General features: G+C 36.2%; 12 protein-coding genes and 1 pseudogene. 7 read left to right on the top strand and 6 right to left on the bottom strand.

The features are described 5' to 3' along the window. Positions 1-132 precede the first annotated feature (132 nt). The 5 genes from BM305_RS08775 (at position 133) to BM305_RS08795 (ending at position 6,475) form a co-directional block, all read left to right on the top strand. Complete coding sequence (locus BM305_RS08775) at positions 133-570, top strand: hypothetical protein (RefSeq protein ID WP_092560330.1); 438 nt, start codon at positions 133-135, stop codon at positions 568-570. An 18-nt stretch (positions 571-588) separates the two neighbouring features. Then, a complete protein-coding gene (locus tag BM305_RS08780) occupies positions 589-2,301 on the top strand; it encodes a radical SAM protein (protein ID WP_092560331.1) in 1,713 nt (570 codons plus the stop codon). Positions 2,302-2,417: 116 nt separating this feature from the next. Beyond that, positions 2,418-3,584 (top strand): MalY/PatB family protein, encoded by a 1,167-nt coding sequence (locus BM305_RS08785; RefSeq protein ID WP_092560332.1) that lies wholly within the window; start codon positions 2,418-2,420, stop codon positions 3,582-3,584. An 83-nt stretch (positions 3,585-3,667) separates the two neighbouring features. Next, positions 3,668-4,312 (top strand): cyclase family protein, encoded by a 645-nt coding sequence (locus BM305_RS08790; protein WP_092560333.1) that lies wholly within the window; start codon positions 3,668-3,670, stop codon positions 4,310-4,312. 102 nt (positions 4,313-4,414) lie between these two features. Then, a complete protein-coding gene (locus BM305_RS08795; protein ID WP_177214643.1) occupies positions 4,415-6,475 on the top strand; it encodes a methyl-accepting chemotaxis protein in 2,061 nt (686 codons plus the stop codon). 44 nt (positions 6,476-6,519) lie between these two features. On the opposite strand, the pseudogene BM305_RS19825 reads toward BM305_RS08795, so the two are convergent. The 5 genes and pseudogenes from BM305_RS19825 to aroC form a co-directional block, all read right to left on the bottom strand. Beyond that, positions 6,520-8,371: pseudogene (locus BM305_RS19825) on the bottom strand (extracellular solute-binding protein). After that, positions 8,365-9,138: an ABC transporter permease gene (locus tag BM305_RS08810; RefSeq protein WP_092560516.1), complete on the bottom strand. Its 774-nt coding sequence runs from the start codon at positions 9,136-9,138 to the stop codon at positions 8,365-8,367. The pseudogene BM305_RS19825 and the gene BM305_RS08810 overlap by 7 nt, the downstream one beginning before the upstream one ends. Before the next feature lie 40 nt (positions 9,139-9,178). Next, positions 9,179-10,252, bottom strand: a complete 1,074-nt coding sequence (locus BM305_RS08815; RefSeq protein ID WP_092560337.1) for an ABC transporter ATP-binding protein — start codon at positions 10,250-10,252, stop codon at positions 9,179-9,181. A 37-nt stretch (positions 10,253-10,289) separates the two neighbouring features. Further along, a complete protein-coding gene (locus BM305_RS08820) occupies positions 10,290-10,829 on the bottom strand; it encodes a helix-turn-helix domain-containing protein (RefSeq protein ID WP_092560338.1) in 540 nt (179 codons plus the stop codon). A 233-nt stretch (positions 10,830-11,062) separates the two neighbouring features. Continuing rightward, entirely contained in the window at positions 11,063-12,163 is a 1,101-nt protein-coding gene (gene aroC, locus BM305_RS08825) for a chorismate synthase (protein ID WP_092560339.1), read from the bottom strand. A 180-nt stretch (positions 12,164-12,343) separates the two neighbouring features. Here aroC and BM305_RS19030 point away from each other — a divergent pair, with 180 nt between their 5' ends. Beyond that, entirely contained in the window at positions 12,344-12,481 is a 138-nt protein-coding gene (locus BM305_RS19030) for a hypothetical protein (RefSeq protein ID WP_177214644.1), read from the top strand. Positions 12,482-12,552: 71 nt separating this feature from the next. Here the strand turns inward: BM305_RS19030 and BM305_RS08830 are convergent, their stop codons facing one another. Next, positions 12,553-12,786: a chorion class high-cysteine HCB protein 13 gene (locus BM305_RS08830; protein WP_092560340.1), complete on the bottom strand. Its 234-nt coding sequence runs from the start codon at positions 12,784-12,786 to the stop codon at positions 12,553-12,555. 234 nt (positions 12,787-13,020) lie between these two features. Between BM305_RS08830 and BM305_RS08835 the strand changes: the two genes are divergently transcribed. Then, the gene (locus tag BM305_RS08835; RefSeq protein ID WP_092560341.1) at positions 13,021-14,064 is read left to right on the top strand and encodes an NAD-dependent epimerase/dehydratase family protein; all 1,044 of its coding nucleotides are present in this window, start codon (positions 13,021-13,023) and stop codon (positions 14,062-14,064) included. Positions 14,065-14,188 lie beyond the last annotated feature (124 nt).

Genomic DNA, 14,188 nt, shown 5'->3' on the forward strand with positions numbered 1-14,188 from the left:
GAACCAATCGGGTTCATAATGTGAAAATCTCTTTCGTGTACATATAATAGGAATTTTATTTCTATTGGACATGAAGTGATTTTATAAAAAGTATCAGAACAAAAAAATCAGTTTTAAAAAGGAGGAAAAATTATGTCAAAAGTAAGTAGTTTAATCGATGTAATTAGCGCATGTAGTCCAGTGAATGCATGCAGCCCAGAAAGCGCATGCAGTCCAGTGAATGCATGTAGCCCAGAAAGTGCATGCAGTCCAGTGAATGCATGCAGTCCAGAAAGCGCATGCAGTCCAGAAAGTGCATGCAGCCCAGTGAATGCATGCAGCCCAGAAAGCGCATGCAGCCCAGTGAATGCATGTAGTCCAGAAAGCGCATGCAGCCCAGTGAATGCATGCAGTCCAGAAAGCGCATGCAGCCCAGTGAATGCATGCAGTCCAGAAAGCGCATGCAGTCCAGTGAATGCATGTAGCCCAGAAAGTGCATGCAGTCCAGAAAGCGCATGCAGTCCAGTGAGTGCATGTTCACCAATGGGATTTACAATTCTGGAAACACAAGGATGGGCAGTGGCTGTCTAGCGAAAGGAAAAGAAGTGGATGGAAAAATTACGAGTATTATGGTTGGAAGATGGGCAATGTATTCTGTTTAATGCCTTAGATAAAAGGATATCTAAAATTTGTCCTTCATATGTTGGTAAAGCTGCTGAAGAGGCAGCATCAGGTAAAGACCTGGCTGTTGTAATAGAAGATGTGATTGCTGAAAAGGCATTGCAGGAAAGTACGGAAAAGCTTATTACATATATTGCAGGAAGTAAGATAGAAAAACAAAAAAGACTGCCTGTTGAAGTTAAGAGGTTTAACCGCACCCTTGTTTTATGTGTAAGCGCTCTGTGCAATTTAAGATGTGTATATTGCTCTGGAAATGCAGGCAATCGATCGGATAATATGATGAGCTGGGATTTGGCAAAGGACAGCATTGATTATTTTTTCGACCATTGTAGTGAATCTGGACCATACACTTTACAATTTCATGGAGCTGGCGAACCAATGACAAATCCAGATATTGTTATGAAGTCGGTAGAATACGCAAGACAACTGGCAAATCAAAGAAATCAGAAACTTCTTACCAGAATGTCAACCAATGGTATTTTTTCTAGTGATGTGGCAGAATGGATGGCAGAGAATATGAATCATGTAAGCCTGTCATTTGATGGTCCACCTGAGATACATAATAAACAGCGTCCTAAGCGGGATGGAAGAGGAAGTTATGATACCGTTGTAAATACTATTAAGATATTAACTAGGACGGGTTCTTTAAGAAGAATGAATACTGTGGTTACCAATGAAGGAACTGACAGACTGGAAGAAATTATTCGCCATGTATATGGGATTAGTCAGGTTAAGGAAATTCGTATTCTACCGATGGAATATTGTGGACGATGTGAGGTTAGCGGTGTCCAGCCAATCAATCTGGAAAAATATAAGAAGAGCTTTGAAAATATTATTCCAGTGGCACAGTCTTTAGGAGTAAAGATTATCACGAATCTGGAGCAGTTGAATTACTACACAGAACATTATTGCGGAGCCTGCGGATTTAATATGTGTGTTACCCCTGCTGGCGTAGTAAGTACTTGTGTTGAAGCAATGGATGAACGAGAAGAAGGTATTGATGAATTATTTATTGGAAAATATGATAAAGAAATTCACTCGTTTTCCATTGACTGGGACAAAGTGTTTAAATTGCGAAGCAGAACATATTATAATCTGGATGAGTGCGGTAAATGTGTGTTTCGAACCAATTGTGCTGGTAATTGCCTGATTCGGTCTGGAAGAAAAAATAAAACAGTTATGTCTGTTGACAAGGATGCTTGTGATATGACAAAGCTTACACTGACAAAGCAGTTAGTTGATATGGCTAAAAGCGGAGAAACCTTGGCTGAAAAAAGTGCTAATGGTGAAAAAACTCAGGTGAGTTTTCAGGAATTAGTTGATCTTTCAAGGAAGGTTGCAAAACAATTTGACCAAGTAGAGCTACGCCCATGGACAATTGAGACAATGCTGTTAGAATTGACCAAGCAAGTAGGAGATTTGACCAAGTATTTTATGACATTTGAAAACTATTACCTTGGAGACAGAAAACTACATCCTAATTATAGGGCTTCCAAGGATTCTATTGGAAACGAATTGGCAGATATTATGCATGCGGTTATTCGCATAGCAGATTATTACCAAATAGATTTGGAAGATGCTTTTCAAAAAGCACGTATGGCAGAACTTAATTATTGCAAGCGTGTGGAGCAGAACATATAAAGTATATGAACAATGAAAATAACCAACTTACTATCCCCCTTTAATGGGGGATCTATTTATGTGATAGGAAATTACTCCGCATTTGTTTTCAGACAACTTTAGGAGGAAGGATCAGAATGAAATATAATTTTGATAAAATAATTGACAGACGTTTTACAGAAAGTACAAAATGGGATGGTATGACAGATTATTTTGGAAGTAACAAACCTTTGCCAATGTGGATTGCCGATATGGACTTTATGACACCCAAACCTATTATTAAGGCAGTGAAGAGACGATTAAAGCATCCGATTTATGGGTATTCCTTTCCTGGGGAATCATGCTATGATGCTATTATAAAAAAAATGGCCAGAGATTTTTCGTGGAAGATAAAGAAGGAATGGATCGTTTTTACCAATGGAGTAGTAGATGGACTGGATACAGGAATCAAATCATTGACTGAGCCGGGAGATTCTGTAGTGATTCAGCCTCCAGTGTATTTTCCATTTACAAGCGTAATTAAAAATAATAAGTGTGAGATATTAAATAATGTGCTGCTGAATCAAAATGGCCAGTACACGATGAATTATGATGATTTGAGAAGTAAATTGAGTAAAAAACCAAAAGCAATTATTCTTTGCAGCCCCCATAATCCTGTTGGAAGGGTATGGAGAGAAGAAGAGTTAAAGGAATTAGGGGAAATGTGTTTTGCAAATAATTGTGTGATGATAGCAGACGAAATTCATAATGATATTGTTTTTAAATCAAATCAACATACTGTACTAGCTAGTATTAATACAAGGTTGGAACAGAGTACAATTTCTTTGTTTTCCTCTAGCAAAATATTTAATACACCAGCTTTTCATACAGCTTTTGCAGTGATTCCAAACCCAGAACTGAGGGAGAAGTATTTACAGGCAAGAATGGGTCAGAACGGAGGGAACTTATTTGGATATATTGCGCTGGAAGCAGGATATAATTGTGGGGATAAGTATAAGAGAAAAGTTGTAAAGTATATAGAAGCTAATATCGAGTATTTTGTAAAATACATAAATAAAAATATTCCTCAATTGCAAGTTGTAAAGCCAGAGGGAACTTATTTGGTTTGGGTGGATATGAAAGATTTAAATATATTGCCCGAGCAGCGAAATAAGTTTCTAATTCAGAATTGCAGGCTTGCATTAGACGAGGGCGGCATTTTTGGAGAAGGAGGAGAGGGGTTTTACCGCTTTAACCTTGCTTGTCCACGCGTTTATGTGGAAGAAGCACTGTTACGATTAGAAGAGGCTATAAAAAATCTTTAGTTTTGGTATGCTGTTAAGTTTGCTCATTTGTTGCAAATGCATTATAATAAGAATAACAGAATATGACAGAAGGGAAACGACAGATGAAGAATATTGATTTGACACATTGTATTACTGAGAATATGACTGTATACCCAGGAACAGAAAAACCAAAATTAGAAGCAGCAAGCACCTATGAGAGAGATGGTTTTAAGGAAACATTATTAACAATGTTTTCACATACGGGGACACATATGGATGCACCAGCACATTTGTTTGAGCAGGGAGCATCCCTTGATTCCTATCCAGCAGATCAATTTGTTGGCAAAGGTTTAGTAATTGATTGCAGACAATATAAGGAGGGACAGCGGATACCCATGTCCTGTATAAATGCAGTAAGAGAAAATGCAGATTTAGCAGAGTTTATCTTGTTTTATACTGGATGGGACAGTAAATGGGGGACAGAAGAGTATTTCAGAAATTATCCTTGTATAACCGAAGAGGTTGCAGATTATTTAATTGCAAGCAAGAAAAAAGGAGTTGGATTAGATGTAATTAGTATCGATCCCATTTCAGATGCAAATCTGACAATTCATCGTAAAATATTTAGTGAATCCAATATGGTTATAATTGAAAATTTAACAAGAGTAGGAGAAATTGGAAACGATATATTTACTTTTTGTGCGTTGCCAATGAAATTTAAAAATGCAGACGGGGCACCAGTGCGGGCAATTGCTATAGTAAAGTAAAAAAATAACATATTAATCAAAAATATTGCAAAAACAGACACGATAATATATAATGAAATGGCAGATGTAAAATTAATTTTACTTTATAAGAGGAGAGTTGACATGAAATTCAAAAAAATGAGAACCAAAATGTTAGCATTTATACTGCCAGTTATTGTAGTAGCTTTTCTTGTTTTAACAGCTATTAGTGTAAGTTCAAGTGAAAAAATAATTAATGAGAAAATACGAGACTATATGGATTCTGAATTGAATGCAAAGCTTGGAGAAATGGAAAGAAGTTTAGAGGTTGTATCGAATACAGCCATTACCTTGTCACGGGTAGTGGGGAATACGTATGAAAATATGGAACTTAAAACATATGAAGAAATGCTTTCGCAAATCATAGATGATAATAGTCTTGTATTGGGAAGTGGTATCTGGTTTGAACCTTATGCATACGATAGTGAACAAGAATACGTAGGACCATATGTTTATAAATACGAGGGCGAAAAAATTGTAACATATGACTACAGTAACGAAACATATGATTATTTTAACCAGGAGTATTATTTACTTGCAAAGGGTTCAAAGGAAGCAGTTATTACAGAACCGTATTATGATGCAACATCTAATATGATTATGTCATCTTGTACGATGCCGATTTTTAATAAGGAAGGAGTATTCCTTGGATGTGTTACCGTGGACATGGCACTGGCAGATATTCAGGAAGTGGTAAATAATATCAGGATTGCTGGAAATGGAAAAGCCATGCTTGTGGGATCTACAGGCACATATCTGGCTGGTGTGGAAGATGAGATGATTCAGAATGCCATAAATATTACTTCTGACGAAAATACATCTTTGGCTGATGCAGGAAAGATGGTGGTCGAAAGTGATAAGGGTATTACAAATTATAATCAATCAGGAGAGAATTACCGGGTTTATTTTGATACACTTCCGATTACAGGTTGGAAACTGATGATTCAGATTCCAGAAAAAGAAATGATTCGACCGGTGAACCAACTAATGATTCAGCTTATTATTGTGGCTATTGCTGCAATTATTATTTCTGTGCTAATTGTATTGTATCAGGTAACTTCTATTTCAAAAGGCATAAAAAAAGTAATGTCACTTGCTGGTTTACTTGCTCAAGGAGATTTTACAGTAGAGCCAGTAGAAGTGAAAACAAGAGATGAGATTGGACATCTGGGAGAATCCTTAAATGTAATGTATGGGAATAATAAGCAGGTAATAAAAAATATAGCAGGGCATGCAGCAGAAATGAACACATCTAGTGGCAGATTATATGAATCAGCGACAGAATTAATACAACAGTTTAAAAATATTGAAGGTTATATGGGACAAGTTAATGAAGCAATGATGTCAGCAAGTGCGGCAACAGAAGAAGTGAATGCGTCTGTGGAAGAAGTGAATGCATCAGTATCTGTCCTTACAGTTGAGACTGAGAAAAGTAAGGCAATGTCAGATGAAATACGGCAACGTGCGAAGGATATTGGATTTACAAGTCAGAAATCATATGAATGTGCTACCCAGATTTCCACTCAGTTTAATGAGAATCTGACAAGGAGTATTGAAAATGCAGAGGTTGTTGAAAATATTGGTGAGATGGCGGAAGTCATTTCTGGTATTGCAGAACAAATCAACCTATTAGCATTAAATGCATCAATTGAGGCAGCCCGTGCTGGTGAAAATGGAAAGGGTTTTGCAGTTGTAGCGTCAGAGATAGGAAAGCTTGCCAATGCAACTACAGAAGCGGTAGGAAAGATTCAGGTGACTATAACAGATGTAAAGGAAGCGTTTGGACATTTGACAGAAGAAGCTGGCGGATTGCTTGACTTTATCCAGCATACGGTTACGCCAGATTATAATAATCTGGTCAGTATTGCAATGCAGTATAGTAAAGATGCTGAAACCATTGAGGGGAATGCCGTTACCATATTTGATATGGCAGAAAGTATTAAACAGATAATGAATGAAGTAAGTGAGGCAATACAAAACATTGCAGAATCTTCACAGGATACAGCAGACAATAGTGCCAATATTATGAAGTCTGTGAATGGCGTGGCAAAAGTAATAGACGATGTTTCACAAATGTCAGAGGCTCAGCAGAATATTTCAGATAATTTGAACGAAGTAGTAGGAAAATTTAAAATAGAAGAATAAAGAATCAAGAAAGCTGCCAAAAATTCTGGCAGCTTTTGTTTGCTTTATGATTTGACTTCTTTCCACAGTTCGTTGTATAGTTCATCTGCATCTTCTCCAAGATACTGAAAGGTTTCACAACGTGCAAGAGTAGCATTATCAGGAAAAGCCACAGTACTGTTTTTAATATTTTCGTCTTCAATTAATGCTTTGGCAGCTTCATTTGGTGTTGAATACGTTATATATTCAAAATTCATAAGAGCAATATCAGCACGGCATAAAAAGTTTATAAATTTTTCTGCGTTTTCTTTATGAGCAGCATTTTTTGGAACAACCCAAGAATCAATCCAGAGATTAGAACCTTCTTTTGGAACTACATACTCTAAATCAGGATTTTCACGCTGTGTAAAAATTGCCTCACCAGAGTAAATAACTCCAAGAGCAGCAGATTCACCAATCATTTTATCGCGAACTTGATCAACAACATAAGCCTGAACAATTCCGTCTTCTTTTTGTTCAATTAATTTCTCTTTTGCTTCTTCCAGTTCTTCTTTATCGGTTGAATTTAAGGAATAACCAAGATATTTAAGAGTAATTCCAAATGCATCCCTTACACTGTTCTGCATAAGAACGTTATCCTTATATTTTTTATCCCAGAGAATAGACCAGCTATCTACTGGTTCTGTAACCATTTTCTTATTGTAGAGAATACCAACTGTACCCCAGCAATAAGGAACAGAATATTTATTATCAGGATCAAATGCTTTTGAACTTTCCATGTACTGAGAACCAATATTGCTGATATTTGGAATGTTATTAAAATCCAATTCAGCCAGTAAATCCTCTTCAATCATATGTTGAATCATGTAATCAGATGGACAAACTAAGTCATAAGAACCTGCGCCATTTGCCACTTTAGGAAGCATGTCCTCGTTTGTTTCAAAGTTTTCATAAGAAACGGTCAGGCCAGTTTCTTTTTCAAATTGCTTAATTACTTCAGGATCCATATATTCACCCCAATTGTAAACATATAGATCGTATTTCTTGCTACAGCCTGAAAGGGCAAAAGCAGAAATAATCAGTAAAACTACAGAAATAAATTTTTTCATAGGTCTCCTCCTCAAATCATTTTTTAGTAAAATCAGTTGCTTTATCTTTATTGGTCCTGCGGTTTAGTAATATAAGCAGGATCAGAACTGTAACAAATAAAAGCGAGGATAAAGCATACATTTCAGGTTTGATTCCTTTCCGGACTTCTGTATATATTTTAGTAGAAAGAGTATCAATACCTGGGCCTTTCGTAAAATGTGTAATTACAAAATCGTCCAGCGACATAGTAAAAGCCAATAAAAAGCCAGATAAAATTCCTGGAAATATGTCAGGCAGCACTACTTTAAAAAAGGCATATAACTGAGAAGCCCCTAAATCCAATGCGGCTTCATAAGTATTTCGGCTGGTTTGCTTTAATTTAGGCATAACACTTAAAATAACATAGGGAATGTTAAAGGTTATGTGTGCAATCAAAACGCTGGAAAAACTCAATGTATAGTGAAGTCCAATAAATAAAAGCATTAGAGAAATACCAGTTACAATATCTGCATTTAGCATGGGGATATTTGTTATTCCAAGCAAAATGGTTCTAGGCAGACGCTTCATGCTATTGATTGCAATGGATGCTATTGTACCAATTATCGTTGCAATAAAAGCAGAAAAAAAAGCAATGGTTAATGTGGTATATAAAGCACTTAAAATGGCATCGTTTTCAAACAGTGAAGTATACCATTTTGTTGTAAAACCACCCCATCTGGAGATGGATTTTGACTGATTAAAGGATAAGCCAACTAAAGTAATAATCGGAGCATATAAAAATAGAAGTATAAGTATAATGTAAAATCGCTGGGCAGTTTTCTTTACCATATATTCCCCTCCGATTCTTTGTCATATTTAGACACAAGTGCCATGCTAATTAATATAAAAACCATAAGTACAAGGGACAGCCCTGATCCTGTATGCCAGTTATTTGCATATTTAAATTCCTGTTCAATTACATTTCCGATTAATAAAATTTTACTTCCTCCCAGAATATCAGAGATAACAAAAGTAGTCAGTGCTGGAACGAATACCATTGTAATTCCACTGATTACACCAGGAAGACTTAGTGGAAATGTAATACGCAAGAATGTCTGAAATTCGTTTGCTCCCAAATCTCTAGCAGCATCCACTACGCTGGAATCAATTTTTGACAAAGTATTGTAAATAGGAAGTATCATAAAAGGCAGAAAATTATAAACCATGCCTAGAATGATAGCTCCAGGTGTATTAATAATATTTATTAATGGCAAATGAAAAAAGGTTAGTACTGTATTAATTACCCCATTCTTATCTAAAAGTGTCTGCCATGCAAGGGTTCTAAGTAAAAAGTTCATCCACATTGGCAGGATGAAAATAAAGACCAAAATACTTTTATTCTTCATTTTGATTTTAGTCAAAATACTTGCAAGTGGGTAGGCAAGTATAAGACATAGTATGGTACTAAGCGTAGACAATTTTAAGGACAGCCATAAAGCCTTTAGGTTACTGGGTTCTGCAATGATAGTCAGATTTTCAAAAGTAAACTGTCTGTTCCGGTTTGTTAGTCCATAGTATATAATCATAAAAAGCGGAATAATAATAAAGGCAGCCATCCAAAGGACATAAGGAAAAGCGAGATACTTCTTTCTTTTATTATTCACTTAGAACCACCGCCTGTTCATCTTCGGATTCTGGTTTATTCATGATTTGTATGTCAAAAGGATCCACAAAAATACCTACTTCTTTGCCAACTGGAGATAAATCTGTGCTATGAACAAGCCATTCGCGGCCATTTGCCATTACTTCCATTTCATAGTGAACCCCTTTGAAAATAAGTGATGTAACATGTCCAGTGAGTAAGCCTTGTTCTGGAGGAACAAGGTCGATATCTTCAGGACGAATTACTACGTCAACTGGTTTGTTATGGCCAAATCCCTCGTCTACACAAGGAAAATTAGCACCTAAAATATTCACCAGCTTATCTTCCAGCATAATTGCCGGGATAATATTACTTTCGCCTATAAAATCAGCAACAAAAGCATTCACAGGTTCATTATAAATATCTTCAGGACTCCCAATCTGCTGGATATACCCCTGATTCATAACAACAATAGTATCAGACATAGTAAGTGCTTCTTCCTGATCATGAGTAACATAAACAAAAGTAATTCCCAGTTCATTTTTTAATCGAATCAATTCATACTGCATATCTTGGCGCAGCTTTAAATCTAAAGCACCAAGAGGTTCATCTAATAACAGAACGCGAGGTTCATTTACAATTGCCCGGGCAATGGCAATTCGCTGCTGCTGTCCGCCACTTAAGGATTCTGTAGTTCTGTTTTCATAATCATCCAAATTAACAAGCTTTAAAGCATACTTGATTTTATCATTGATATATGCTTTACTCTTCTTTTTTATTTTTAATCCAAAAGCAATGTTCTCTGCTACAGTCATATGATGAAAAAGTGCATACTTTTGAAATACGGTATTCAGATTACGTTGGTTAGGAGGAAGAGCGGTTATATCTCTTCCCTCAAAAAGTATTTGTCCCTTATCTGGTGTTTCAAAACCGCCTAAAATGCGAAGAGTTGTAGTTTTGCCGCAGCCACTTGGACCAAGAAGGGTTAAAAATTTATTTTCATTCAAATATAAATTCATATCATCTAAAATAATATTATTTCCATAGGATTTTGAAATGCTGATTAGGTCAATTAATTTATTTGCCATGTGTACCTCCTGATTCTACTGTAACTAATAGAACGCATTAAAAACTTGGTGGAGTAGAAACCCAGATTAATGATGCGCCGTTTTTCCCAAGTGCTTTCATATAATGCTTTTTATTTGGAGTAAAATAAAAAGCCTCTCCTTTTTTTGCTCTGTAAGTTTTGTTACCAATGCAGATTGCAATCATTCCACTTAATACATATCCAAATTCTTCTCCTTCGTGAGGGTTATCTGGGTAAGTAGAACCATCAGGTTCCAGAGTTAGTAAAATTGGTTCCATCATATGCTTTTGTGCATTTGGAATAATCCATTCAATGGTATTATGTAGTTCGGTGTCTTCCTTTTCAAAAAAATCTGTCTTTTTAAAAACAACTTCCTCGTCCGTTGTATTAGAAAAGAACTCTTCAAGGTTTGTGCCAAGGCATTGCAAAATGTCAACTAAAGTGGCAATAGAAGGAGAAGTGAGATCACGCTCCAGCTGGGAAATAAAGCCTTTAGATAATTCACAGCGATCTGCCAGTTCTTCCTGGGTTAAGCTCTTTTGAATCCGAAGTTCTTTGATTTTATGCCCTATTTTCATTTTGATACCTTCTTTCTAAAAATAAATCCACTTATATTAACAGTATTGTTTTCCAGTGTATAGAAATAATAAACTTGAACTTTAGTTTTACTAAACAAACACTAGATCTTATTATAAACATTTTTTCAAAACTGTCAATTATAAAATGGGAAATGCCAAGCAATTTTGGAACACATAAAAAAAGCACATTCCGCTGACGCTGAAAATGTGCTTTTGGAGCTTTGACATTACTATTATAGGTAAAAATCTCTAATTTTATTCATACTTGATGTCATATTGATAAATAAAAGATCAACAAGAGATATGGCAGCCATTGCTTCTACTACTACAACAGCTCTTGGAACAATAATAGGATCATGTCTTCCCTTAATATTTACCTTTATATTTTCGTTGTTATTATTAATGGTATCCTGAGTTTTAAAAATAGAAGGAGTAGGCTTAAAGGCAACTCGGAAAATAATATCATCTCCATCACTAATGCCGCCTAATACGCCTCCGGCATGATTCGTTTTCTTATGAATCTTTCCAGAATCATCTGCATAAAAGCTGTCATTATTTTCAGAACCAAACATTTTACTGGCTTCAAAGCCACTTCCAAGTTCAAAGCCTTTCACACCACCAATTGAAAATACAGCCTTTGCAAGATTGGCATCCAGCTTATCAAATACAGGTTCCCCTAAGCCAACAGGAACACCAGAAATTTTACACTCGATAATTCCGCCCACAGAGTCCATTTGTTCCATCTGTTGTTGTAGAAATTCTTCTGCTCTTTGTGCGGCCTCTGAGTCAGGCATATAAAGTGGGTTATTTAAAATAGTTTCTTTATCAAATTTATCATAGTCAATACAAATAGGACCAATTGATTTTGTGTAGCAGGTGAAGGTAATGCCGAGTTCAGCTAAAATAGCGTTGGCAATAGCACCAGCAGCAACCCTTCCAATGGTTTCACGTCCAGAAGATCGGCCTCCTCCCCGGTAATCACGAAATCCATATTTTTGATCAAAGGTATAATCAGCATGACCAGGACGGTAGCATGATGCTATTTCAGAATAATCATTGGAACGCTGGGATTTATTATAAACGATTAAGGATATAGGAGTTCCTGTTGTTTTACCATCAAAAACACCAGATAAAATTTCTACCAGGTCATCCTCCTTGCGAGGAGTCGAGTACTTAGATGCACCAGGCTTTCTTCTATTCAAAAATGTCTGAATATAAGACTCATCTATTTTTAAACCAGCAGGACAACCGTCAATTCCAACACCAATCCCTTTTCCATGGGATTCCCCCCATGTTGATATTGTGAATATATTTCCGTATACAGAACCAGACATTATCACACCTCTTTCATTTGTTCTAGTTTTTCTGTGTTTTCTGTTTTATTATACCCAATAACTTCATATGTTTCAATGCAAAATATAAGAAGTCATGTATAAAGGAAAAGGAACAAATGTAGAAACGTGTCATATATTAAAGTATAAACCATTTGGAATCCTCAATAGGAGGGGCTGAGTATGGGTGAGTACAGTGATTATGACGAATTGATTCTTAATGATGAATTAGTGATAGAAGATAATACAATTTATGAAATGGACTTAGATTGCTTTGAGTGTCTCAGGAAGGAACGACAAAGAAGAATGAAGGATGATTAATTAGAGTTGCGGCGCCAGAATGCGCCGCAAGATAGCATGAAATTACTTGATGAAATGTACTTTGCCTGTAATTAACAGCAGCAGCTGCTACCGCCGCCACAGCAGCAAAGGAGAAGAAGAATAATGCAAATACAGCTATTACCGCCGTCAAATAATCCACCGCCACCGCAGCCACCGCCGCAGTTACCGCCGCCGAATCCACCACCACAGCAGCAGCAAAGAAGAAGAATAATGCAAAGACAACTGTTACCTCCGTCAAATAATCCACTACCGCCACCACAATGTGTTGCTGCTAAATCGCTCATGTTTTAGTCCTCCTAATTTCTTTTCATTTACATTGATATGATATGATTGACTACTTGTCTGATTTCCTACTATTTGTAAAAACCATACAAAAGATTTCGAGTTTTTTATTCATAACTAGACAAAACGAAGAGATTTTAATTAATTGGGAAAAGTACTTGACTTTGGGATTACAGAAAATTTATAATTATGTAACAAAGAGTAAAATGAGGAGAGCGTGAGAGGAGTGTGATTTTATGAAGGTTTTATTAATTGGAGGAACTGGAACAATAAGCCAAGCAGTTACTGAGCAGCTTCTAACACAAGAATGTGAACTTTATCTATTGAATCGGGGAACCAGGAATCACATGTTACCATTTCCAGTAAAAGAAATAATTGCAGATATTAATCAAGAAGAAGCTCTTGTTTCTGAGAAAATAGAAAACTTGAGTTTTGATGTAGTAGTAAATTTTATTGGTTATGAAAAAATACAGGTAGAAAGAGATTATCGGTTATTTCATGATAAAACAAAACAATACATATATATAAGCAGTGCCTCTGTCTATCAGAAGCCGCTGCTAAATTATATTGTGAATGAAGATACTCCTTTGGGAAATCTATATTGGGAATATGCAAGAAAGAAAATAGTATGTGAGGCGTATCTAATGGAGCGGTTCCGAAAGGATGGATTTCCAGTGACTATTATCAGGCCCAGTCATACCTATGATGAAAGAAAATTGCCTGTAGCACTTCATGGAAGAGATGGGGGCTGGCAGACAATAAAGCGAATGCTGGATGGAAAACCAGTTCTGGTACATGGGGATGGAATGAGTCTTTGGACAGTAACCCATAGCAAGGATTTGGCCAGAGGCATTATTGGACTAATGGGAAATTCGTCTGCAATTGGAGAGGCTGTGCAGATTACGTCCGATGAATGTTTAACCTGGAATCAGATTTATGCAATGATTGCAAAGGCATTAAAGGTTCCATTGCAAACAATACATATTGCTTCACAATCTTTAGTACAGTGCAGTAAGTTTGATTTTAGGGGTTCACTAATTGGAGATAAGGCAAATTCAGTTGTATTTGATAATCGGAAATTAAAGCGTCTTGTGCCTGGTTTTAAAGCAGAGATTCCTTTTGAGAAAGGGATCCGAGAAACAGTTTCTTATATGCTGTCACATGAAGAGTGCCAAACAGAAGATGAGAGGTTTGACAAATGGTGTGATCGGGTGATATTATCACTGGAATCCGCGCTGATTATGATTGAGAAGAAAAAAATTAATATGAAGGATTTATAGTTTGATAAACTGGTATGATTAAAAAGAGTTGTTTTGGTTCTTATAATCATTCCAGTTATTTATTATAATCCAAAATATAATAATTTTGCTAATAGCATTGGAAAATAAATGATAGAGAGGAATA

This window comes from Anaeromicropila populeti (assembly GCF_900112775.1).
Classification (GTDB): domain Bacteria; phylum Bacillota; class Clostridia; order Lachnospirales; family Lachnospiraceae; genus Anaeromicropila_A; species Anaeromicropila_A populeti.